This is a genomic window from Enterococcus sp. DIV2371, from assembly GCF_050498525.1.
Classification (GTDB): domain Bacteria; phylum Bacillota; class Bacilli; order Lactobacillales; family Enterococcaceae; genus Enterococcus_B; species Enterococcus_B mangumiae.
In genome coordinates this window covers 2,744,143-2,768,743 of the sequence record NZ_JBIPAJ010000001.1, presented here as the reverse complement: position 1 = coordinate 2,768,743, position 24,601 = coordinate 2,744,143, and the positions used below count along the sequence as shown (strand labels likewise).

General features: G+C 38.1%; 20 protein-coding genes. 14 read left to right on the top strand and 6 right to left on the bottom strand.

The window, feature by feature from the left end; genetic code table 11:
- Positions 1–176 precede the first annotated feature (176 nt).
- From IGL24_RS13000 to IGL24_RS12970, 7 genes are all read left to right on the top strand, one after another.
- Positions 177–1,172, top strand: a complete 996-nt coding sequence (locus IGL24_RS13000; RefSeq protein ID WP_207115198.1) for an Abi family protein — start codon at positions 177–179, stop codon at positions 1,170–1,172.
- Positions 1,173–1,370: 198 nt separating this feature from the next.
- Complete coding sequence (locus tag IGL24_RS12995) at positions 1,371–2,048, top strand: TVP38/TMEM64 family protein (RefSeq protein WP_207115197.1); 678 nt, start codon at positions 1,371–1,373, stop codon at positions 2,046–2,048.
- Positions 2,049–2,128: 80 nt separating this feature from the next.
- Positions 2,129–3,322, top strand: a complete 1,194-nt coding sequence (locus IGL24_RS12990; protein ID WP_207115196.1) for an MFS transporter — start codon at positions 2,129–2,131, stop codon at positions 3,320–3,322.
- A 184-nt stretch (positions 3,323–3,506) separates the two neighbouring features.
- On the top strand, positions 3,507–4,739 hold the full coding sequence (locus IGL24_RS12985) for a Fic family protein (RefSeq protein WP_207115195.1): 1,233 nt from the start codon (positions 3,507–3,509) through the stop codon (positions 4,737–4,739).
- A gap of 193 nt (positions 4,740–4,932) precedes the next feature.
- Positions 4,933–5,634 (top strand): glucosamine-6-phosphate deaminase, encoded by a 702-nt coding sequence (nagB, locus tag IGL24_RS12980; protein WP_206854826.1) that lies wholly within the window; start codon positions 4,933–4,935, stop codon positions 5,632–5,634.
- Positions 5,635–5,780: 146 nt separating this feature from the next.
- Positions 5,781–6,494 (top strand): MgtC/SapB family protein, encoded by a 714-nt coding sequence (locus IGL24_RS12975; protein ID WP_206854823.1) that lies wholly within the window; start codon positions 5,781–5,783, stop codon positions 6,492–6,494.
- Between the two features lie 107 nt (positions 6,495–6,601).
- Positions 6,602–7,738, top strand: coding sequence for an AI-2E family transporter (locus IGL24_RS12970; RefSeq protein WP_207114728.1), 1,137 nt, complete (start codon positions 6,602–6,604; stop codon positions 7,736–7,738).
- Positions 7,739–7,806: 68 nt separating this feature from the next.
- On the opposite strand, the gene IGL24_RS12965 is transcribed toward IGL24_RS12970, so the two are convergent.
- From IGL24_RS12965 to IGL24_RS12955, 3 genes are all read right to left on the bottom strand, one after another.
- A complete protein-coding gene (locus IGL24_RS12965) occupies positions 7,807–9,597 on the bottom strand; it encodes a glycoside hydrolase family 35 protein (RefSeq protein WP_207699791.1) in 1,791 nt (596 codons plus the stop codon).
- 12 nt (positions 9,598–9,609) lie between these two features.
- On the bottom strand, positions 9,610–10,773 hold the full coding sequence (locus IGL24_RS12960; RefSeq protein ID WP_207699790.1) for a glycoside hydrolase family 88 protein: 1,164 nt from the start codon (positions 10,771–10,773) through the stop codon (positions 9,610–9,612).
- A gap of 284 nt (positions 10,774–11,057) precedes the next feature.
- A complete protein-coding gene (locus IGL24_RS12955; RefSeq protein WP_206856501.1) occupies positions 11,058–11,765 on the bottom strand; it encodes a UTRA domain-containing protein in 708 nt (235 codons plus the stop codon).
- A gap of 218 nt (positions 11,766–11,983) precedes the next feature.
- Here IGL24_RS12955 and IGL24_RS12950 point away from each other — a divergent pair, with 218 nt between their 5' ends.
- From IGL24_RS12950 to IGL24_RS12935, 4 genes are all read left to right on the top strand, one after another.
- On the top strand, positions 11,984–12,907 hold the full coding sequence (locus tag IGL24_RS12950) for a PTS mannose/fructose/sorbose transporter subunit IIAB (RefSeq protein ID WP_206856499.1): 924 nt from the start codon (positions 11,984–11,986) through the stop codon (positions 12,905–12,907).
- Positions 12,908–12,924: 17 nt separating this feature from the next.
- Positions 12,925–13,722, top strand: coding sequence for a PTS mannose/fructose/sorbose/N-acetylgalactosamine transporter subunit IIC (locus IGL24_RS12945; protein ID WP_207114724.1), 798 nt, complete (start codon positions 12,925–12,927; stop codon positions 13,720–13,722).
- Positions 13,715–14,515, top strand: a complete 801-nt coding sequence (locus IGL24_RS12940; RefSeq protein ID WP_206856494.1) for a PTS system mannose/fructose/sorbose family transporter subunit IID — start codon at positions 13,715–13,717, stop codon at positions 14,513–14,515. The genes IGL24_RS12945 and IGL24_RS12940 overlap by 8 nt, the downstream gene beginning before the upstream one ends.
- A 140-nt stretch (positions 14,516–14,655) precedes the next feature.
- Complete coding sequence (locus IGL24_RS12935; protein WP_207699789.1) at positions 14,656–17,673, top strand: polysaccharide lyase 8 family protein; 3,018 nt, start codon at positions 14,656–14,658, stop codon at positions 17,671–17,673.
- Positions 17,674–17,782: 109 nt separating this feature from the next.
- Here IGL24_RS12935 and IGL24_RS12930 read toward each other — a convergent pair whose 3' ends face one another.
- Entirely contained in the window at positions 17,783–18,691 is a 909-nt protein-coding gene (locus IGL24_RS12930) for a cation transporter (protein ID WP_206856484.1), read from the bottom strand.
- 170 nt (positions 18,692–18,861) lie between these two features.
- On the opposite strand from IGL24_RS12930, the gene IGL24_RS12925 reads away from it, so the two are divergent.
- Positions 18,862–19,494: an NAD(P)H-binding protein gene (locus IGL24_RS12925; RefSeq protein ID WP_206856481.1), complete on the top strand. Its 633-nt coding sequence runs from the start codon at positions 18,862–18,864 to the stop codon at positions 19,492–19,494.
- Between the two features lie 270 nt (positions 19,495–19,764).
- On the opposite strand, the gene IGL24_RS12920 is transcribed toward IGL24_RS12925, so the two are convergent.
- A complete protein-coding gene (locus IGL24_RS12920; protein WP_206856479.1) occupies positions 19,765–20,772 on the bottom strand; it encodes an NAD(P)-dependent oxidoreductase in 1,008 nt (335 codons plus the stop codon).
- A 40-nt stretch (positions 20,773–20,812) separates the two neighbouring features.
- Positions 20,813–21,841: an AEC family transporter gene (locus IGL24_RS12915; protein WP_206856477.1), complete on the bottom strand. Its 1,029-nt coding sequence runs from the start codon at positions 21,839–21,841 to the stop codon at positions 20,813–20,815.
- Between the two features lie 287 nt (positions 21,842–22,128).
- On the opposite strand from IGL24_RS12915, the gene IGL24_RS12910 reads away from it, so the two are divergent.
- Together IGL24_RS12910 and ald are read left to right on the top strand one after the other, a co-directional pair.
- Positions 22,129–23,469 carry an aminotransferase class III-fold pyridoxal phosphate-dependent enzyme gene (locus tag IGL24_RS12910; RefSeq protein WP_207114721.1) on the top strand — a complete coding sequence of 447 codons (1,341 nt, stop codon included), beginning with the start codon at positions 22,129–22,131 and terminating at the stop codon, positions 23,467–23,469.
- Positions 23,470–23,486: 17 nt separating this feature from the next.
- Positions 23,487–24,587 carry an alanine dehydrogenase gene (ald, locus tag IGL24_RS12905; protein WP_207114720.1) on the top strand — a complete coding sequence of 367 codons (1,101 nt, stop codon included), beginning with the start codon at positions 23,487–23,489 and terminating at the stop codon, positions 24,585–24,587.
- Positions 24,588–24,601 lie beyond the last annotated feature (14 nt).

Below are 24,601 nucleotides of genomic sequence, written 5' to 3'. Positions count from 1 at the left end.
GGATACGTATTTAGGAAAAGTTGATATAATTTCAAAATAGCAAATTTTTTTGAAAGTTAAGTAGATACTCTAGATTTATTTTTAATAGTTGATCTATAATGATATACTTCTTTTAAGTACTCAGTGAAAAATTTATCTATAACTACATCTATTTTCATGGAGAAAGGAAATCAATGATGGATGATAAAGTCAAACAAAAATTATTTACTGTTAAAGAAGCATTAGAAGAGAAGGGAAAGAATGAAGCAATACTAAGACATCCTAAAGCATCTTTTGAGGACCTTATAGATGAGTTAGTTTTAAAGGGGATAGGATTTAATATAATGAATAAGAGTGAGGCTAAGAAAATTCTAAGCAACTTAAATTACTATTATAAATTGACTGTGTATAGGCGAAATTTTAAAAGAGATGCAGATGGCAAATATGTAAATTTAGAATTTAGCTATCTAACAGATTTAGCGAGTGTGGATATGCAATTAAGATATATACTTTTAACAGCAACTTTAGATATTGAGCATGCGATGAAAACTTTCCTAATAACACATATCACTGAAAATCTAAATGAAGATGGGTATAAGATAGTTAATAAATTTTTTCACTCTACTTTAACAACTTCTTACGAGATGAACAGAGAAAAAATTTTACATAAAATTAAAGAGAAAAGTCATTATCAAAGGAAATTATACGAAGCACATAAAGATTCCCTTTCAATTTGGGTTCTTGTAGAGGTAATGAGTTTTGGTGAATTTACTAGATTATTTGAATTTTATTTTAAAAAATATTCTATAACTGAATTTGAAATCCGACGCATGAGTGGAATCATACACGCTGTAAAAAGAATTAGAAATAGTTGTGCTCACAATAATCCATTACTATTTTATTTAAGTAGAAATGAATTAGAACATCCAAATAGGATTATTAGTGATTATTGTAAAAAAGCCAAGATAGGCGAAGCTTTTTATAGATGTGTAAAAGTTCATGATATTGTAGCAGTTCTTTATGCACATGATTTTTTTGTTAAAGGTATAGGGACTAGAAAATTTCGTCATAAAGAATTATTAAATTTAACTATCAGAAGTATCGATCGATTTGATTATTTACCTAAGGATAATGATATCTATTATTTTTTCCGTTTATTAAGGATGTTGCTTAATTCATACAAAATCGAGTGATTTTCTCTTGACAATACATATGTATAGCGATAACATAAAATATGTAGAAACAACGTGTTGGAACGTTGGGCGTGGAAGGATTTATTCTGAAATGCTTAAATAATTTTATTATAAAGGTGTTAACCTCAAGAGGTTAACACTTTTTTTATATAATGATAAACTAACAATGAGTATGACTAAGTAGAAGGAGAAGTCGTTATGAAAAAGCAACATATTCGCTATACATTGATTGGGATAGGTTTACTGTTGATTCTGTTTGTTGGTTATCATCTTTATTTACAATATCGAACAGATATCCATTTATTGCTCGATCCACAAGCAAGTCGGAAAGAGTGGATGACGGAGATCCGTTCTCATGGGGTTACAGCAGCAATCATTTTGGTTGTGCTGATCAGTTTGATGTGCGCGGTTCCCGGTATTCCAACTTCTGTGATTGGCGTACTCGTCGGTTTAAGTTATGGACCATTGCTAGGAACAGCGATCAACGTATCAGGCAATGCACTTGGAAATATACTATCAATCGCCTTGATGCAACATGTATCTTTTGTGGACCATAGCAAAAAAGAGAATCGTTGGGTCAAAGCAATCAGACGGATGAAACATCCAAAAATAGGTGTGATGATCGGTTATATGGTGCCGGTGATCCCATCTTCCGTGGTTAATTTTGCCGCCACATCTTTAAATCTTTCGATTCGTGAGTTAGTCTTGTCGATCCTTATTGGTGTCGTACCATCCTCACTTTTATACGCGTGTGGCGGAGAAGCATTGTTTCATGGGAAACATATAAAAGCGATTCTGTTGGTAGCTAGTGTGTTAGTTTTAACTGTTTTAGTGATTATTATCTATCGAGATCGTAGAAAACACGCTGTTAAATAACTTATACTATTTTATTTAAGCCTTCCTGTTTTCAATTATTCTTAGAAGTTGTAAACTAAGAAAGGAAATGGGGGAATCTGATGGAAACAAATAAGCAAACACCGCTTTCGAAATCATTGATTTTATTATTAGCGATCACCTGTGGGGTAGTCGTTGCCAATATGTACTACATCCAACCGATTGGCACTAAAGTAGCGGCGAATTTGTCAGTCAGTACGAGTGCTGTCGGTTTATTGACCATGCTGACTCAACTTGGCTATGCTTTAGGTTTATTATTTTTAGTTCCACTGGGAGATGTCGTGGATCGACCTAAATTGATCATTCGTATGGCAGGGTTATCTGCGCTATCTTTGTTAGCCGCTTTCTTTGCACCAAACTTTGCTTTATTTGCGGTTGCATCTTTCTTGATCGGGCTATTGTCGATCGTACCGCAAATCATTATTCCTTATGGAGCGGTACTTGCTGGACCAGCTGCACGAGGAAAAACGATGGGCGTCTTACTGAGTGGTTTACTGATGGGAATCTTGCTTTCTCGAACAGTCTCGGGATTACTTGCTAGTTGGTTCTCATGGCGTAGTGTTTATCTGTTTGCGCTTTTCCTAGTCGCAGCGTTGACTTTTTTACTCTATTTAAAACTGCCGAGAACACAAGGGACGTTAGAAAAAGAATCAACAGTGTCTTATCTTGAATCGTTAAAAAGCTTACCGAAGCTTGTCAAACATCAACGATTGTTACGTGAAGCAGCGATCAATGGCTTTTTTATGTTTGGTACGTTTTCGCTTTTTTGGTCGACCTTGATTTTTTATATCAGTAGTCCAGCTTATGGTTGGGGAACCTTTGAAGCAGGAATCTTGGCGATTTTTGGCTTATCTGGTGCGGTAGCTGCACCAATCGTCGGTCGATTGGCAGATTCATACTCTGAAAGAAGAATCGTTGGAATGGGCTTAGTGATGCAGACGATCAGTTTTCTTGCCCTATTCATTGCTGGTGATTATATCGCTGTTTTATTAGTTGCAATCATATTGTTAGATGTCGGCAATCAGTTTGGACAAGTAGCGAATCAAAGTAGAGTGCAAGGACTTGGGGAAGCAACGAGCAATCGAAACAACACGATTTTTATGTTTATGTATTTTATTGGCGGAGCGACAGGTTCTTTATTAGGTTCAGTGATGTGGCAACATTATGGTTGGACAGGAGTAACTGTTACAGGATTGGTTTTTCAGTTGTGTGCTTTTTGCTTTCAAGCAGTTGTCTATCCTAATAAAAGAAGATAGAGATAGAATAAGATCGGTATAATAAATCTAGAATACCAACTAAAGTAGAGGACCAACCCTTTGTTTAGTTGGTATTTTTTTTTAGCATAATTATGAATTTATATGTAGATTACTAAACCAATATTGCAATCTATTTTAATAAATGCTATTTTTATTAAAATAGATTGAGGGAGAAGTGATAAAAATGAGCTATAAACCATTAAAAATTACTTTTTATGAAAATAGAAATAAGTTTGAGGAAGAATATCAGCTTAGGTTTAACTTTTTTTCCACTTTTAAGACTGGACTTAATATCCATCCTTTTGATCGGCAGCAGCGGATTACAACAGAAAGTTATGAGTTGTTTTACATACCATTATTAGAACATGAAAACCTGAAAGAAAAAATTCAAAAAAATTCATCAGAAATTGAAAGATATATTAGTATGCTTCCCCCAATTATCCAGAGAAATATTTTTAATTCTCAAATTATTGATGAAATAAAGTCAACAAATGATATTGAAGGTGTGCGAAGTACAAGAAAAGAAATCGGAACAGCAATTAGGAAAAGAAATAGTGATGAAATAGTTAGATTTAAAGGAATAGTAAATATGTACATGAACTTGGGTGAATCTGGGTATGAAGAAATTCACGATATTGTGAAAATAAGAAATATATACGATGAATTATTTAGTAAAGATATTCCAGAAGAGGATCAACCAGATGGTCAGTTATTCAGAAAGGAAGTAGTCTATATAGGATCTGAGGATAAACGAGTTCATCAAGGTAATCCTAATGAGGAAACAATAATAAGAGATTTAAATAATCTCGTTTTATTTATGAACAGGAAAGATATTCCTTTTTTATTAAAATGCGTGATTACACATTACTATTTTGAGTATATTCATCCTTTCTACGATGGTAATGGTCGGATGGGAAGATTTTTAATTTCAAATTATCTTTCTAGAAAATTAGATTTTTTAACAGGAATCACAATTTCAAATGCGATCACACATGACAAAAAAACTTATGGAAAGTTATTTGCAGAAGTTTCAAATCCGAGAAATAAAGCGGATTTGACTTTGTTTGTCCAAAATATGTATCAATTGATTATTAATGGACAAACAAAAGTAATCGAAGAGTTACAGACAGCAAAAGCTAAATTAGATAATGCAGTTAATGTCCTTAATAAATTAGATTTGAAAGACAAAGATACGGTTGAAGTACTATTTGTACTGATTCAAGGTCATTTATATAATGAGGTAAATGAATATATTACGGATATAGAATTAAGAAAGCACCTTAACATATCTTATCCTAAACTAAAACAAATCAGTCAAAATTTAATCGAAAAAAAACTAGTTGTACAGATAAAAAAGAAACCATCGATCCATATTCTTTCAACAGAATTTCAAGACCAGCTAGAGTCATTCTCTTAACTAGAAGATTATGTGATCAGTTTTATTTATCTACTATTAATTTTCAAATTATCAGGTAATTATTATAGTAAGGGAAATAATGCTAATTACTCGTGTAATAAATATTTTTTCTCTATTTGGTCTATACAGATATTGTCATTTTGAAATAAAGATGCTATAATTGGGCTATACCAAAATAAAAGGAGTAATCGTTATGGAAATCATTCGTGTGAAAAATGCTGAAGAAGGCGGAAAAAAAGCTTTTGAGATAATTAAAAATGGAATGGAAAATGGTGCGAAAGTTCTAGGTTTAGCAACAGGAAGCACGCCAATCACTTTATATAAAGAAATGACTTCAAGCGACATGGATTTCAGTAACATGACTTCTGTTAACTTGGATGAATATGTAGGATTAGGCGGATCAGATGATCAAAGCTACCGCCATTTTATGAATGTTGAATTATTCGACAAAAAGCCATTCAAAGAAACGTTTGTACCTGATGGAAAAGCAGCTGATTTAGTTGAGGCTTGCCAATCATACGATCGAATCATTGAAGAACATCCAATCGATATCCAAATCTTAGGAATCGGTCAAAACGGCCACATCGGGTTTAATGAACCTGGCGCGCCATTTGATGGAAAAACAAGCGTTGTCGATTTAACAGAATCAACGATCAATGCGAACAAACGATTCTTTGACAAAGTAGAAGATGTACCAACAAAAGCCGTTTCTATGGGGATTGGTTCAATTTTAAACAGCAAAAAAATCGTCTTGATGGCGTATGGAGAAAATAAAGCAGAAGCGATCAAAGGGATGATCAACGGACCGGTTACAACAGAGATGCCGGCAAGTGCTTTGCAAAATCATGCAGATGTCGTAGTCATTATTGACGAAGAAGCAGCAAGCAAATTATAAAAAAAGACAGCAGTCACTGGGAATCATCTGATACAAATCAGATGATTCGCCACAGTGGCTGTTTTTTTATTTGATCAATAAACAAATAGTTATATTTTGTTTGTTTTTTTTACTCGTGCTATATTTGATAAGGGGAGGGGATAGTTATGGAAGATATGGTTTTATCGATACCAGAAATTATTATACGATTAAGTATTGCATTGCTGTTTGGCGGAGCAATTGGTTTTGAACGTCAATATAAAAATCGACCAGCAGGGATGCGTACACATATTTTAGTTTGTATGGGTGCTTGTATCATTGCGTTGATCCAAGTTGAAATTGCCAGTGGTGCGTTGAGAAATGCGTTAGAGTATCCTGAATTAGTAGGGACCCTCCGTTCAGATGAAGCACGTCTGATCGCACAAGTTGTTAGTGGCGTCGGCTTTTTAGGAGCAGGTACGATCATTGTCACGAAACAATCAGTGACCGGCTTAACGACTGCAGCATCTCTTTGGGCAATTGCAGGCTTGGGGATCGCGATTGGCATGGGCTTTTATGCGATCGCACTCATTAGTTTTGTGGGCATCGTCTTTGCGTTGACTGTGGTGAAACGAATCATCCACGTACCAACAACAAAAAAATTAGTCATCCAATTTATTCATCGAAAAGAAACAAAGGATTTTCTGAATGAATACTTTGAGAAAAGAAACATCACGATCGAGGATGTCAATTTTGATGTAAAATTTATTGATGATTACCGTATTTATAAAAATGTTTATACGATCGATTTACCAAAAGGTTTGACTTATGCAGAAGTGATCGAGGAATTATCCACCTATAAAAATATCACCAAATTACATCTGGTTAGTCTGACAAAGTGAGTAATCACTTTTTTTAAATAACAAGAAATTAATGGAAAAATAGCGCTTTATCGATGGATAAATGATAAAATAGAAGTATCTGTAAGAATGAAATTTGGAGGATATCTATGTATTCAAGGTTCAAAGAGTCAAAATTATTGTTTTGGACAGTGGAATTAGTCTTAACGATTATTGGCGTTTTCTTTATTTTACGTATGCCAAATGTGTTTCACCCTATCCTAAGAATGGCATCTGCAATCATCATGCCATTGATTATTGCTGGATTTTTTTATTACATGTTTAATCCAGTTGTCTTGTTTTTAGAAAAACATCGAGTTCCTCGAGTGTTGGGCTATATCCTGACGTTGATCGTTTTATTAGTGGTCGTCTTTTTGACAATCATGAACGTCTTACCACAGTTGGCAGATCAAGCGGTGCAATTGACTAGGAGCATCCCTGCGTATGCTGATGAAACCAGTCGTTGGTTGACTGATATCATGCAACGAGAAGAATTTCGCTCATTGAATCTGGAAGAACAGTTTGCTTCTGCAAATTTATCGTTAAGTAACTTGTTCAATATTCTGTTAGTTAGTCTGACAGGTAGTGTTTCAAGAATCTTTTCCTTTATGATGCAATTTTTCATTTTGTTGTTTACCGTACCGTTTATTTTGTTATTTATGTTCAAAGATGGACATAAATTCATTGATGCGTTATCCCCGTTCTTTCCACAAGCAATACGAGGAGAGTTGCGACAAACGGTGAGAGAGTTGAATGAGACATTGTCCGCTTATATCAGCAGTACGATCGTTGATGCGGTGATCATTGGCGTCATGAGTTTTATTGCGATGACGATCTTCAAGCAACCTTATAGTTTGCTGTTGGCAGTTATTTGCGGGATCACGAACATCATCCCGTATGTTGGCCCTTTTATCGGCGCAGTACCAGCCATTATTGTCGGCTTGTTTGTTTCACCATTCCAAGCACTTTATATGGCACTGTCTATTCTCGTGATTCAACAATTGGATGGAAATGTGATCAAACCGTTACTATTTGGAAAAACGATGAACATCCATCCGCTCACGATCATCTTGGTATTGATTGGTGCTGGAAGTGTTGCTGGAATCATGGGAATGTTGATTTGTATCCCTGTGTATGCGGTAATCAAAACGCTAGTATTGAATATCCGTAAGATTTACTTATTACGCAAATTCGAACAAGTGCCAGAAGAAGAGCAACCGAAGAAAATTGAATTAGAACATGAGTAACTGATAGTAAAAAAAGACGAGGATCATCCAATGGTTAGGATGATGATCCTCGTCTTTTTTGCTTTTCTTTATTTATCGCTTTGTTCAACTTTCGGTTCTGCCAGAAAATCCAATGAGTGGATCTCAACGCCTTCTGTTTCGAAAATCACTACTTCATTTTTTCCTTGATTAAGAAAATCTTTTGGACAATAAAGCGAATAGATCGGTCCGCGGTTCCAATAGCGACCAAGATTGATCCCGTTGACAAAAACTACTCCTTTACCATAGGCGGAACAATCAATATACGTATCCACAGGCTCTTTTACGTCAAATGTTACTTGGTAAAACGAAGGATGAGCCGGATTTTTACCAGCTTGATAGTCGATCAACTGAAGTTGGTCGGCTGTTAGTGGTAAAGGATAGTGAAGATACCCTTGATGGAAATGGATATCTTGCATGATTCCACCACGGATCCCTTTGGTTTGGGTCGGATTATTCAATTTTGAGCCATAATTGACTCTTCCATGATTTTCTACTAAGGCATCTAATTGAATTTCTTCGTTTTCTGTCTTTCCTTGGATCATGAACTCTTCACCGATCGTTGTTTGGTCTTGTGTCAATTGATAGGTTTCGTCCACATAAACAGAAACTCGATCACTTGCTTCGATGATCCGAACTTTATTTTCATGGTGATAGTTTTTCAGTGCTAAGGAATATAAGACGTAGCCATACCCATTACTGACTTGCTCCATCGTTAAAGGATAGGCAGCAGGTACAGGTTTTGTTAGTTGTTCTTTTGTTTTGAATAATGAAACACTTGCATCCACTGGATAACTTCCAAGAGAATCTAATCTTTTTTTTCGTGGCTCTGATTGCCAAACGTCTGGGCAAACTTCTTTGATTGCTTTTTGGACAGCATAATATTTTTCTGTAGGCTCACCAGCTTCAGTGAGTAACGCATCGTAGTCGTAGCTAGTCAATTGTGGCAAATCGGTATTTCCACGAGCGGAACAGCCATTATTAAACCCAAAATTGGTACCTCCATGGAACATATACAGATTCAATGAACCAACTTCCAACATATCTTTGACTTCATTAGCTAGATCCTGCGCTTCTCGCTTGATGATCGGCTCACCCCAACGGTTGAACCAACCATCCCAATATTCCATACACATCAATGGCCATTTTTTTCCATGTTTATCAAAAAAGGCTTGTAATACCGCGCTGTTCTCCTTTGAATGACTACCAAAATTACCAGTGACGAACACATCATCTTCAATCAAAGTTCCAGCGTCCAATACTTCGTTCCAAGCGCCATCGGAAGTAAATAGCGGAACAGTGATCCCTGCATTTTCCAGTAGTTTTTTCGTTTCACGAAGATACGCTTTTTCCATTCCGTACGAACCATATTCATTTTCGATTTGGAACATGATGACAGGTCCACCGTTTGTGATTTGTAAAGGAACGATTTTCGGTAGTAACACATCATAGTAATTTTTGACTTTTGCCATGAATCGTTCATCAGTCGAACGTAAACGGATTCCTGGTTCCTTTAATAACCAAGCGGGTAGACCGCCAAATTCCCATTCTGCACAAATATATACAGAAGGGCGTAAAATGACCATCAAGCCGAGTTGTTGAGCTAGTTCAACAAAAACAGTAAAATCGTTCATTCCTTCGAAGTCGAATTGTCCTTCTTTTGGCTCATGAATATTCCAAGGAACGTAGGTTTCGACGGTGTTTGCTCCTAAAGCTTTCAAGTTATACAAGCTATCTTCCCATTGTGAGCGGGGAAGACGGAAATAGTGAATCGCGCCACTGATCAATTTGATTGGCTGACCATCTAAAAGAAAGTCTTCTTTTATTTCAAAAGTTTGCATGTTGGGTTCTCCTTACCAATATTTTTTCCACGAAGGTTTTGCTAAACGCATCAAGGCTTCTAAATAGAAATAGTCGCCCCAAAGATTTGGTTCATCGATTCCTTTTCCTTCTGCATGTGCATAGACACCATGTAGTAATAAGCCTTCATTATCAGGTTCTGACTGTGAGGAGTAGTGTTCGCCTAATTGATAGACCATGCCTTTGGCTAGTGCTTCCGCGTGAGGATACGCTTCCATTTTTGCGGCTTCCAATAAGCCACAGGCGGTGATCGCTAAAGCGGAACTGTCTTTGTCAGAAGGCTGCTCGTCATTGAAATCAAAATCCCAATAAGGAACAAGATCATTTGGCAAATGAGTTAAAAAGACATCGACGATTGCTTCGTAGTTCGCAGGAAGAGCCGAAGATTTCAAGTAACTTTCATTTAAAGGAATACCAAGTACAGCCCAGCTTTGTCCACGAGCCCAAATCGAGTTATCGCTATTTCCTTGATGTGTAGCGCCGTGAGTAGGGTTGCCAGTTAAAGGGTCAAAATAATACGTGTGGAAAGTTGTTGCGTTTTCTCTGACCACTGTGCGCAATACTGTTTCGTAATGTTTCTTAGCTGTTTCACGATAAAGATCGTTCCCTGAGATTTCAGAAGCTTGGAATAATAAAGGCAAGTTGATCAATGAATCAATGATCAAACGATATTCTTTCGGATCACCGTAGGCACCCCATGCTTGAATGAACTGCCCTTTTTCTTGAAATCGTGCCAGTAAAACGTCTGCGGCTTGCAGTAGTTCTTCCTTGCATAATAAGCTCTCGGTTAAGCGATACCCTGCGCCAGCAGATAAACTATATAAGAATCCGATATCGTGATGATCTAATACGTGATGTGTCGTTAAACGATCTTTAAAACTATGGATGTTTTCCATTGCACGCACAAGGAATTTTTCCTTGCCCGTCCATTCATAAGCTAACCACAGCATGCCTGTCCAAAAGCCATTCGTCCAGTCATCGTTAGGTTTGATCCTGTAGATACCATTTGTTGCACAAGCCGACGGGAAATCGAGTTCGTAGCGAGTCATATTATGTTCGATTTTTTGGCAACACCAATCGATTTGATTCGATAGCCAGGTGTCGTCGATAGACTTACTTAGGGAAATAAGGGAATCTTTTGTTTGTTGTAGTCCCATCATACCACTCCTCTTAATTTGTTAACATATTAACTTTAAACTAGTATAACCTAAATAATCAGAAAAAGCGAATGGCAAAATGAAAAAAACATAAAACTTACCATATAAATAACTAATAATTTTTAAAAGAGATGAATTTTATAGTATAAAAAGAGTAAGAAGGAATCGACGAAAAAGCTCTGAGAACGATTTCGTTGATTCCTTCTAGTGTTGTTAAAAAAACAGTGATAGTCCATCGTCTATTTAAGTCGAGAGGAAACAAGAGGACCAAGGCTTAGCCTTGATTATTCTGCTTCTACTTCGATTTTTGTTTTGAAATATTTCCAGTGTTTGTAGCTAATGATATATTCGGCTACGCTGCGGTCAGCAAGGTAAGAATGCTTGACTTGTTTGACGACTGGTTCGCGAAAGCTTAATTTCAACAAATTCAATAACTCAGGATCATCGGGAAAGACGATCTCATTTGTTTCGACAGAAGAAAGCGAGAAGAGATCGATGCCGAAATCTTTTCTCACCCTTTCATAAATGCTTGAGTAATGAGCTAAGTCTTTATTGATAGGTTCCTTGACCAAACGTTTTGGCAGATGAGTGATATGCACAAGGAAAGGGATATCATCAAAATACCGTACTCGTTTGATGCGATAATAAGAACCGTTTTTAGGTAATCCTAGTTCCTCTAAGATTTCAGGTTCCTGCGCTTCTTCGATTGAAACGACATTCACCTTTTCTTTATCTAATGAGTGTAATTCGATATCAGAGAATTTGACGGATTGAGAGACTTTTGATTTTGACACAAAGGTCCCTTTTCCTTGCACACGATAGAGATAGCCAGCTGTTGTTAGTTCGTTCAATGCTTTTACGGCGGTGATCGAGCTGACAGAATATTTTTTCTTGATATCTGCTTCTGAGTAGAACTTATCTCCAGGAACAAATAGATGGTTTTTGATTTCAGCTAATAATTCTTGCTTAATTTGTTCATATTTAGGAATCACCAAATAAAACCTCCTTTTTTAGCGGTATCCAATTAATCATACCATAACATGTTAACTTATTTGTGGCAACGTATTTATTCTCGAACAAAATTTTCTTAGAAAAAAAATATAATATGTTAAGATGTTAGGTTTACGTTTCAGTTGATATGTGATATAGTGTACGTAATCAATAGCTAACATGTTAAGTAGCTGAGATGTTTATTTAAGGGGGAAGAGAGATGAGAAATATCTTATTGGTCAGTCATGGCAGCATGGCCGAAGGAGTCAAAGCCAGTTTAGAGATGATCGTAGGCGTGCAAGAACATGTCCATACGCTTTCTTTAAGACCAGATGGCGATAATTTACAATTTGAAGCTGAATTAACAGAGAAAATGAAAGCCCTTAACGGATCGACCTTGATTATTGCGGATCTATTAGGTGGCACCCCATGTAACACTGCACTGAGACATTATTTAGAGGATGAAGAAGTGACGATCATTGCGGGGATGTCGTTACCTTTAGTTATGGAAGCGACGCTTAATCCACAAGCCACTTCGGAAGCGTTGATCGACCTGGCACGCGGCGGTATCGTTGATGTCAAAAATAAGATGATCGCAACTGAGGCGGAAGAAACAAAAGCGGCAGAGGAAGACTTGGATCAATACAAAGAATTTAAAGGCAAAGCGAATATTGTCAATGTGCGGATCGATGAACGCTTGATCCATGGACAAGTGGCAGGGATTTGGTCTACGAGTTTGAATACACAACGGATCATCGTGATCAATGATGAGGCAGCAATGGATTCGTTGCAAAAATCTTCATTAAGAATGGCAGCGCCTACATCTATGCGCCTATCCGTGTTAACGATCGCTGCAGCAGCAAAAAACATTCAATCTGGCAAATATGGAAAACAACGTATATTTCTACTTTTTAAAAACCCGACAGATGTTTTACGGTACTTAGAAGCGGGCGGCGAGCTAGCAGCAATCAACGTAGGAAACATGAGTCATAAAGAAGGTGCAAGAGAAATCACGAAAAGCATCAAAGTTATGAAAGAAGAAGAGGCAGTGTTTGAAGCAATCGCCGCCAAAGATGTAAAAGTGACTGCTCAATTAGTGCCAAATGATCCAGTCGTCGATTTTATGGAAAAACTAAGAAAGTGATTTAGGAGGAAATAATCATGCAACATTTAGCCATGTATCAAATTATTCTTATTACAGTTTATGCTTTTATTGCAATCAATGATTCACTTATTTCAAATACGTTGACACAACCAGCAATTGCGGGAATGATCGCCGGTATGATCATGGGAGATTTAGAAACTGGATTGATGGTAGGGGGAACCCTTCAATTGATGCGGTTAGGGATCGCGGCTTTTGGTGGCGCTTCTGTACCTGACTTCTTTACAGGTGCTGTCTTAGGAACGGTTTTTGCTGTGATTTCTGGCAAAGGTGCCGAGTACGGTATCGGTCTAGCAGTACCAGTATCACTACTAATGCTACAGCTGGATGTTGTTGCACGTTTCTGTAATGTCTTTTTACTCCATCGTGTGGATCGTGCGATTGAAGATATGCGTATCAATAGCATTCCACGTTTAGTATTATCTGGCTCATTCCTATGGGGGCTTTCTCGAGCGATCCCGATCTTGCTGATGTTATTAGTCGGTGATGCGGCAGTATCTACGATCACCGAAAATACACCTGAATGGTTGATGAACGGATTACGTACAGCAGGTGGCGTACTACCAGTTGTCGGGGTAGCTATCCTATTGCATTATTTACCAGCGAAACAATATATTCCATACTTGCTTTTAGGTTTCTTCTTATCCGCTTATTTACAAGTACCAATGCTTGGTATTTCGATCATCGGTGTCATTGCTGCAATGTTAGTATTCAAACGTGATAACGAAAAAGAAGCAGTTGCTCAAACAGTAGCAACGACTGGAACACTTGAAGGAGGTTTTGATGGCGATGAGTAATCAAAAGTTAACGAAAAAAGAATTGAATGTTATCAGTTGGCGTTATATCCTAGGAAGCCAATTGAACTGGAACTATGAACGTATGATGAGTACAGGGTACCTATACGGGATCTTACCTGTCTTGAAAAAATTCTATGGCGACGACAAATCACAGTTACAAGATATGATGAATACCCACAATCAATTTTTCAATACGAATGCGATTTTCGGGAACTTGATCATGGGGATCGACGTGGCGATCGAAGAAGAGGATGGATACAAAGCAAAAGATACAATCGTGGCGTTGAAAACAGCGTTGATGGGTTCACTCGCAGGGGTAGGCGATTCATTATTCCACGTCATTTGGGGAACGATTTTTGGTTCGATTGCTGGTACGTTGGCGCAAAGCGGATCAGTCGTTGGCTGTGTGATTTGGATCATCGCAAATATTGCGTTACTCTTTGGTCGAGCAGCGTTATTGCCACTTGGGTATAAACAAGGAGTAAAATTAGTTACGACATTAAAAAATAAACTAACTGCATTCACGAATGCCGCAACTGTTTTAGGGATCACTGTTATTGGTGCGTTGATTCCTTCTGTCATCAAAGCAACGGTTCCTTTCGTTTACAAACAAAACGGCGTAGAGTTGGTTGTTCAAGATACACTAGATGCCATCTTACCTTCATTAGTACCAGTTTTATTAGTCTTATTGACTTACTGGATGTTAGGGCAGAAGAAATTGAACTCTACACGTGTGATCTGGATCATTTTGATTCTTTCGATTGCATTAAGCGCAGCTGGAATTTTAGCTTAAACGATCTGTAAAAAATGAATGAAGTACTCGTAAGGTCGTAATCAGATCTGCAAGAAAGAATCGTTCGTAATAAGAATGCGCCTTTCTTGCAGATCTTTTTTGCTTCAAAAGTATACTTAATAACCAAAAAGGAGAGAAAAATGAAGAGTTGGTCAGCTAAATTAGCAGTTACATTAGGGTGTAGTTTATTAATTGGTATCGGGTTGGGGAACAATCAACAAGTAAGTGCAGAAGGAATACAAACTGAAGTACAAAAAAATGTGAAATCAGCAAGCTATGAATCCAATTTTTCACAGCAATTAGGCAATTGGCAAGATATCGTTGGCAAAGCAGAGAAACATGCCAATGGGAATGGATTGCAGATCGCAAATCAGAAAATCAATCAACAATTTGAGTCCGTCTCGCTGTTATTAGATGCTGGTGTTCGCAATTCAGGCGATTTAGAATACACATTTTTATATGAAGGACAAACCAATTTTGGCCTAGTCTTTCGTGGCGATCACCAAGCAACATCGAACTGGCAATCTTTCGCCTATATGCGTGAGGGTGAATGGCAGTTGGGACAGCCTGGTGGGAAATGGGTGACATCGATCAAAGGTCCGACACTGATTTCTGGACAGACCTATAAGTTGCTGCTTAGATATGAAGGAACCTCGATCCGAGCATATTTGAATGATCGTTTACTCTATGAAACCCAAGAAGTCGTTTATCCTGATGGGACAACGATCAATGGGGATTGGTCAGGGTATTCAGGGATTCGTTTATTCGGAAATGAAAGCAAATTAACGATCTATTCTATGCGTAGCGGAGAAGTCAACAGCCTACAAGTGGAAGAGCCAACAGAAGAATTCCAAACAATGAAAGCAAACTGGAAAGAGCAACTCGTGTCAACAACGACTGATCTATCGAATCCAGCGATTGCTAATTATGTAAGCACTTTATCAACTGAAGCAGAAAAACTTTATAATACCATGAACAAAGAAGCTGAACGCACCTATTTATGGCCATTAGAATCTGGGAATACCGCTTCGGCAGATTTAACGACACAATTTACAAAACTTCAAAAATTAGCATTAGCGTACGGAACGAAAGGCACAAGTTTTTATCAAGATAAAACCATCAGTGAAGTGATCCAAGCAGGGATCGATTTTATGATTTCGAAAAAAGGCTATGACGGCACAAAATATCATGGGAATTGGTGGGACTGGCAGATCGGTGTCGCTCAAAAATTTGTATCGATTTTGATGGTTCTGGATGAAGAAGTACCAGCAGAGAAGCTTCAACAGTATACAAGTATATTGAGTAAGTATGTACCAGATCCATTCAAACAACTCTACACGAAGCCTCAAGAAAACTTTGTAGCACTGGATTTTATTCCTAACTTTTCAACTACAGGTGCGAATCGAACGGATTTGGCACAGACAGTTTTGGGACTCGGTCTTTTACAAAATGATCCGGCGAAAGTCACACAAGCAGTTGCAAGTATTACTGATGTCTTCAAACTAGTAACACATGGCGATGGATTTTATCAAGATGGTTCATTTATTCAACATGAAACGATCCCTTATACAGGTTCTTATGGGAATGTATTAGTCAAAGGCGTAGGACAGATTTTATCGATCGTCAAAGAATCACGCTATACTTTAGCAGCAGATCAGGTGAAATCTTTTGTTGATAACGTACAAGCTGCATTTATCCCTTTAGTGTATCAAGGTGAAATGTTGCCTTTAGTAAATGGTCGCTCGATTTCCCGTGCGGCATCTGCGACAAAAAATGGTTATGGTTCTACTACGATGTACAATTTGTTGATCGTGGCGAGATTTGCGCCTGAAACCCAGCAAAAAGCATTAAGAGAAGCAGTGAAATATTGGATGTTAGGTAATCCAGATTATTATTTAACGAATACAAGAGATTACAATGATTTGATGATGACGACGAAACTATTGGATAATGCAACGATCATGGGTGATCAATTGCCATTTATCGGAACGAAGATGTATCATGCCATGGATCGCTTTGTGCAACGTACAAAGAATTATCATCTAGGATTAAGTATGTATTCGAAGAGAATCTCTTCATTTGAAGCAGGGAATCTGGAGAATCAACGTGGTTGGCATACTTCAGATGGGATGGTTTATCTTTATAATGATGACCAAGTCCAATTCGGTCCAAGTTATTGGCCGACAGTCGATCCTTATCGTTTACCTGGTACGACAGTTGATACAGTTCCTTTAGCAGATGAAGTGTCAGCATTTACGACAGTGACCTCAAATGAAACCTGGGTAGGCGGTGCAGCGGCTGAAAATCAAGGCGTGGTCGGTATGGCGCTTAATAAAGCAGGAACAAAGAATAACGGCACGCTCTTACCGATGAATGTCCAAGGGAAGAAGTCATGGTTTACATTGGATGGGCAAATCATTGCCTTAGGAGCTGGTATCACGGGAGACACAACTGCTTCAATCGAAACAATCGTCGATAATCGTTTACTAAATGACTCATACTCCTATCAAGTACTTTCGGATAAGGGAATGATCGAACAGTCACAACAAACGACGGAGACATCTTGGCTGCTGCTAGAATCAGACCAGCAACACGCATCGATCGGCTATTATTTCCCACAAAAAGAAACAGTGGATGTGATCAGCGAAACACGTACCGGAACGTATCGAGAAATCAATGAAGCATTTCCTAGTGACACGCAATATACTGGTGAATATCGTACGTTTTCGATCAACCATGGACAGCAACCAAAAGAGGCAGATTATGCTTACGTGATGTTGCCAGGAACAACTCAAGCGGACTTAGAAGCTTACGTAGCAAAACAACCGATTGCTATTTTACAAAACACCAGAGATATCCAAGCGGTAGAAGTTCAAACAGCTGGTTATTTAGGCATCAATTTTTGGCAAGAGCAGGGAGGAGAAATTGCCGGGATCAAAACGAATAAACCAATTTCTTTGTTGAAACAGACAAAGGCAGAACAAACGGTTTATACGATTGCTAATCCAACCCAACAAACGGAAGCAGTAACCCTTAGCTTACCAAGTGACTTTACTGACGTCGTTTCGATGAGTGACGGAGTTGTCTATGATCGTCAAGCCAACACATTCATCATCGACTTCGGTCAATTTGAAAGTAAAGAGATAATTGTTAAATAAAGCAATCTTTCTGGATCATAGCGACACGCAAATCAATTGAAAAAACAGAAACTCCCCAATCGTTTTCTAATTGGAGGAGTTTCTGTTTTTTTGTAAAGAAGTTCTTATTTTAAGCCCACTTGAGGTCACCGATAAAGTTGATATTCAGCCATAAAGAATACTCAGAAAACCCTTCTGTTACTTTCTGATTGAGTTCTTCTCGTAGACGATCTTGCGCACGGATACTGTCCATCGCACTATCGGGTAAAATCACGATATCCAATTCAAGAATGACTTGATCGCCTACTTTTGCGATTCGTAAAACTGACGTTTCAATCTGAATGTCTTTCAATATCTTATCAACTAATACTAGTATTTTTTCGCGTAACTCATACTTCGGCGGTGCATAAGTAAGCTCTAATGTTGCATTTTTGATTTCAGTGACTGAAAGATAAATATAAAAAATGGTAATACCAATGGAGATCACAGGGTCGATCAGTTGTGCGATTGCAATATAAGATGTTTTTGCGAGTAGTCCGGAGACAATGATGGAAACCACTACCCCTAAACTAAACAGAAACCCGAAGCGCCATTGTTCCAATTCCACTTTATAAAAGGAATGGTTGATTGGATTTTTTTTCAAATAAACATAAAAAGCAAAACTAAAGAACATCCCAAATAAGGAAAAGGGCAAGCCGATCGATAGATCAACGTAAGTGTCTGCATAAATCAAACTGAAAAAAGACTCAATCAGACCATAGGAAGAAATCAATAAGATGACACTGTATTGGATAAAAACAACTAAAGGCATCAGAGATTCCTTACCAAAAGGAAAGCGTTCAAAATCTTGTGTCTGGATAAACTTAGCAATATATAAAGCAATCAGGGACATCAATGCACCGACCATCGTGTAGACCCCATCAAGCAAGAGGACGTTGTAATTGACCATCAAACCGGTGAGTAGCGCCAAGAGACCATAAATCGTCCCAGCGATGGTGGAGGCGGTCAATAGTTTTTTGATTTTTTGCGTATTTTTCATATAGATAAAATCCTTTCTGGAATAACTGCTTTTTTGAGAATAATACTCATTATAATAAAAAATTCGAATAAATACTTGCGGTTAGAGTCGTTCTAAGCCTTACACTTAACTCATCTTACCAAAGGAGGACCGTTGTACAAGTTAAAAAATTAAATTAGAGGTGGAATAAATTGAAAAAGAACGTATTGATTCTTGGTGCATCGGCACCAATTGCTAAATATAGCTATGAGTTTTTAAAAAATGATCCGAATGTGAACTTGACTTTATTCTTGAGAAATCCGGATAAAGTATTTGATAAAGAGAGAAGCATCATTGGTGATGCGATGAATCTAGAAGATTTAGTCCATGCAATGAAAGGCATTGATATCGTCTATTCTTGTTTGGGCCCATATAATATGGTGCCTTTAGCTAAAAATGTGATCGAAGCGATGAATCAGAATAAGATCAAACGTGTGTATTGGATGGCAACACTTGGGATTTACGGTGAAGTTGACTTCAATGATGAAGAAGCTATTTCAGAGTTAGGTGATTATCGCGATCCCGACACTTACCTAGGTGATCAACGTATTGCAGCAGATCTGCTTGAGAACAGCAATCTAGATTTTACCATTATCCGCCCCAATTGGCTAACCGATAAAGAGATCATTGAAGATATTCGCATCGAGAATCGCAATGGCATGAGCTTTATTGGTGAAATTAGTCGCAAAACTGTAGGAAAATACCTGGCAACTTTGATCAATGAACCAACTACCCATATGTATGACTCCATTGCATTGACAGCAAAAGGAGAAAAAACAGAGTAAAAAAATCAATTGAGATTGACAAAAATGTTTAACTTTGAATAATAAGGCAGGATCCCCAGAAATCGTTCTTCAAATTTTTGGGGATCTTGCTTTATTCTCTCACACATCGATAAAGAAAAGAGGTGATGACATTAGTTAGCTCATACCTCCAAAAATAAGCGCGAAAGCCCAAAAATTTGAATGATTTTTGGTTTTCACGCTTATTTATCCGAGCTGGATAATTCTTACAGAACTTCAGGGTAGCTAGTTCTTTGCTATAGACATTCCAGTTTAAACGGACAGTGTGTTGGCACAGTCTAATTGATTGAACATTTTATAAAGGTTGTCAAAACTTGTTTCGACCATATTAGATACTGCTTCATCAGTATTAGAACCGATATGTGGTGTAACGATCACTCGCGGATACATATCGATCAGCGCTTTAGCTGTTGCATCGATCAATAATGGATCTTCATCAAAATTTTTGTTGAAAATCAGCGCTTCATTAGGCAAGACATCTGTGCCAAACCCAGATAATTTTTTGCTCGTCAACGCATCAAGGATTGCTTGATTATCCTGTAATTCCCCTCTAGCAGTATTGATCAAAATCGCATCATCCTTCATTTTGTCGATGAACTGCTTATTAATGAAGCGTTCATTTTTACCGGGGATGTAAGGGATATGGATACTGACGATATCACTTTCTGCCAGTAATTCATCAAGCGACTTAAATTCGATGAATGCTTTTGCTTCTTCACTTGGATACAGGTCGTTGCCGATCACCGTTGCGCCTAAACCTTTAAAAAGTTTTGCTTCTGTTAAACCGATGTTGCCAACACCAATGATCCCAACTGTACAATTTCGGACTTCTTTACTGAACATAAAGCGATCGATCGTAAAATTATAAGAAGCTGTTTTATTGGTAGTGTGGGTCGTTCTGCGTAAAAGCATCATCGCTAAAGTAACAGATAATTCAGCAATTGCGTTTGGTGAATAGAATGGCACATATGCTACTTGCATACCGTGTTCTTTCGCTGCTATTACATCCACGTGATTTGTCCCAACTGTACGTGTGAGTAAGAACTTGATGCCAAATTGGGCAAAGCGTTCGATATTTATGCGATTTGCTAAACAGTTTCCTCGAACGATGACGGCATCCATGCCTTTTGCTTCTGTGTAGTTTGTCTCATTTAATAAATCTTCTACTAGTTTCAAGTTGAATCCGTGAACGTTCAACTGCTGAAAGAGGGATCTTTCAGCAGGGCGAACACCATAACATACAACGTTTAAATTTTTCATAGTAAAATTTCCTTTCGTTCAATTAATTATATAATGTGCTTTAATTTCCAATCAAGTTTAAGACAATGATCCAGATGGGGATCAAGACGATTGAGAAGAGTGTCGAAAGCAACGAGGCATTTGAAGCAAGAACAGCTTCTTTCTCAAAGTTGATCGCATAAGCGACTGCAACTGTTGCGGCAGGTGTAGCCATCATAATGATCATCGTACTCAAACCAACCGAATTTACCGGTAAAATATTCATTGCGTTGAGCAATAAGAGTGAAAGTAAAATCACAAGTGGGAAAACAACGACTTTGATGAATGAATAGTACCAAGAGGTTTGACTGCTGAGGGTTTTTCCGAATGGCAGATCGCCTAATGTGATCCCGATTGCCAACCAAGCAAGTGGAGAAGCTAGACTAGAAAGGAACGTCAAAGGTTTAAATAACCACGGTAACGTCTGATCTATTCTTAAAAAGGCAACAGATTCAGAGCTAGACTGAGCAATCTGTGGTAAGCTATCTTGGAAGAGCCAAATAAATAACCCGATAAAAGTAGCCAACACGATGGGATTCAAAATCATTTCTCGAATATTCTTGCGTGCCATCTTCAATCCGCTCATTTTTAGATAAGCATAAGAGTATAAGAAGATGCGGTAGCCGATATTAAATATCGATGCATATAAAATTCCTTCTGCACCAAAGACAGCGCCAACGACAGGAATCCCGAAAAACGTTGTCGATCCGAAAATAGAGAGTACGCGCAACGTATCTTCTTTATTTGGTGCATATCTGAAAAAGAAGAATTTACTTAGAAAAATCAAGAAAACGTGGACTAATATCCCAAGTATCAAAATGTTGATTCCTTGATTCAATACTTCATCATTTAAATCCTGCATAAACGAATTGAAAGCTAGTGCAGGGATAGCGACAGTTAAGACAACTTTCGATAAGGTCTTCCCGACATCTGATGAGAAAACCTCACGCTTTCTTAAAAAATACCCTAGTAATATGATAAACAGTGTGGAAGTGATCGCACTGATGATTTCCATGTTAATGACATTGCTTAATGTTTCTGATAGTGACATTTAATTTTTCCTCCTCGATTTTGTGAATGTTTTAATTAGTTTATTTACAATGGCTGTGCATGTTTACCAATCCCCCTCAACCACATGCTAGAGGGTAGAATGGTTCTAAGGTCAATACGATTTATAAATAAAATTACAAAAGTATTTTTTCTTCTATATAAGTACTTTTTTTTCTTCTTTTGAATGTAAACGTTTTTAAAAAAATATCAAAAAAAGATTGACCTTAGAGTTGTTCTACCCTTTAGTCTTAACTTGTAAACATGAAAGACTAAAAAGGAGAGAGTATTATGAACAATCGAAAGAAAAAGTATTTTTGGCATCCTATGACTGATACAAGAGCAAGTGAAGAGGAAACGATCGTTATCGAACGTGGAGACGGAAATTTTATCTATGATGATACGGGAAGAAAATTACTTGATGGCGTTGGTGGATTATGGTGTATGAACGTTGGTCATAATCGCCCTGAAATGAACCGAGCGATTTCTGAGCAAATGGAAAAATTATCTTATTATCAATTGTTTACGAATATTGCCCATCCAAAGGCATATGACTTGGCAGAAAAAATCATCCAAATGACGCAAGAAGAAGAGATGGCGAAAGTATTCTTTACTTCTGGAGGAAGTGATTCAGTAGATACTGCTTTGAAAATCACAAGACAATACTGGCAAGCGGTGGGTAAACCAAATAAGAAAGTCTTTCTTTCCTTGGAAAAAGCCTATCATGGGATGCATTATGGTGGAACATCGGTAGGAGGCAACCCGATCTACCGGGAATTTATCGGTCCTGGTCTACAAGATTGTGTACGTGTTTCTTCCCCGCATTTGAAGAAAAACAAATGGAATTGCCAAGATCCAGAAGAATTGACAAAATTATGTATCGCTGAATTAGTTGATACGATCGAGCAAGTTGGCGCAGATAATATTGCTGCATTTATTGCTGAACCGATCCAAGGTGCTGGAGGCATCATCGTTCCACCAAGTTCTTACTGGCCAGCTTTACGTGAGGTCTGTGACAACCATGATATTTTATTGATTGCAGATGAAGTGGTGACAGGATTTGGCCGTTCGGGTCATCTATTCGGAAGTCGCGGCTGGGGTATCAAGCCAGATGCCATGATTTTAGCAAAAGGCTTGTCTTCCGGTTATGTCCCATTAGGAGCGGCTGTGTTCAACAAGCGAATCGTTGAAGGCATCGAATCAGCAACTAACGGAGCAAATGTTATCATCCATGGTCATACGTATGGTGGACATCCACTAGGCTGCGTGGCTGCATTAGAAGCTTTGCGGATCGTTGAAGAAGAAAATTTAGTTATGAATGCACGTGAAGTCGGTGCTTATTTATTGGAACGTCTAAAAGCACTTGAAGGAAAATACGACTGTATCAGTGATGTGCGTGGAAAAGGCTTGATGATCGCCATCGATTTTGAGAATACAGGGAAATATGATGTGGAACAAACATCAAAGAATGTACAAGCCGTTGCTGATTATGCTATTAATGCAGGTGTCTTGCTACGTGATGAATTACAAACGATTATCATTTCACCATCGTTGACATTCTCAAAAGAAAACGCAGATCAACTATTTGATGCGATCCATATGGGATTTGAGGAGTGGCAAAAGCAACAATAATTTAAAGGAGGATCAATATGACAATCATTGGCGTACCAAAAGAAATCAAAAATTCAGAGAAACGTGTAGGTTTAACACCTGCAGGAGTCAAAGAGTTAGTAACAGCAGGTCATATCGTTTATGTGGAAGAACGTGCAGGGGAAGGCTCAGGCTTTACAGATGAACAATACCGCGAAGCTGGCGCTCAAATCAAAGCGAATCCACAAACAGTCTGGTCGGCAGAAATCGTCGTCAAGGTCAAAGAACCACTAACATCAGAATATCAATACTTTAGAAAAGATTTGATTTTATTTACGTACTTGCATCTAGCCGCAAATCTTGAATTGACTGAAGCATTGATCAAGTCTGGGACAACCGCGATTGCGTATGAAATGGTAACGAAAAACGGAGCATTCCCATTACTCGCACCAATGAGTGAAGTCGCTGGTCGTTTAGGTGGTCTATTAGGTGCTGAGATATTAGCGAAGCAAAGTGGGAAATTGATTTCAGGTGTAACCGGCGTTTCACCGATTCAAGCAGCCATTTTAGGCGGTGGGATCGCTGGTGTGAGTGCGGCGCATTACTTGCACGGATTAGGGGCAGATGTGACGATCTTAGATATCAATGTCGATCGCTTACGTGAACTATCTGAAATGTTCAACGGACAAGTTAAAACCCTCTATTCAAGCCCAGCGAATATTGAAAAAATGGCGTTAACGAGCGATATCGTGATTGGTTCAGTTTTATTGCCAGGTAAAAAAGCACCACATCTTATCACCGAACAATTAGTGAAGCAGATGAAAGAAGGAACAGTCTTGGTTGATATTGCAATTGACCAGGGTGGCTGTTTTGAAACAAGCTATCCAACCACTCATGAAGAACCAACTTTCGTCAAACATGGCGTGATCCATTACTCTGTAGCAAATATGCCAGGATTAGTGCCACAAACATCTACGCTTGCTTTGACGAATGTCACGATGAGATATATCAAAGGACTAGCCTCTCAATCACTGACTGACGTGATCCAAACCTATCCAGAACTGATACCGGGTATCAGCACACTAGACGGGAAATTGACCTGCCTTGAAGTAGGCGAAGTGTTTGAGCGAACAGTTGCTGATGTTCGTGAATTAATTTAAAGATTTTAAAGAAA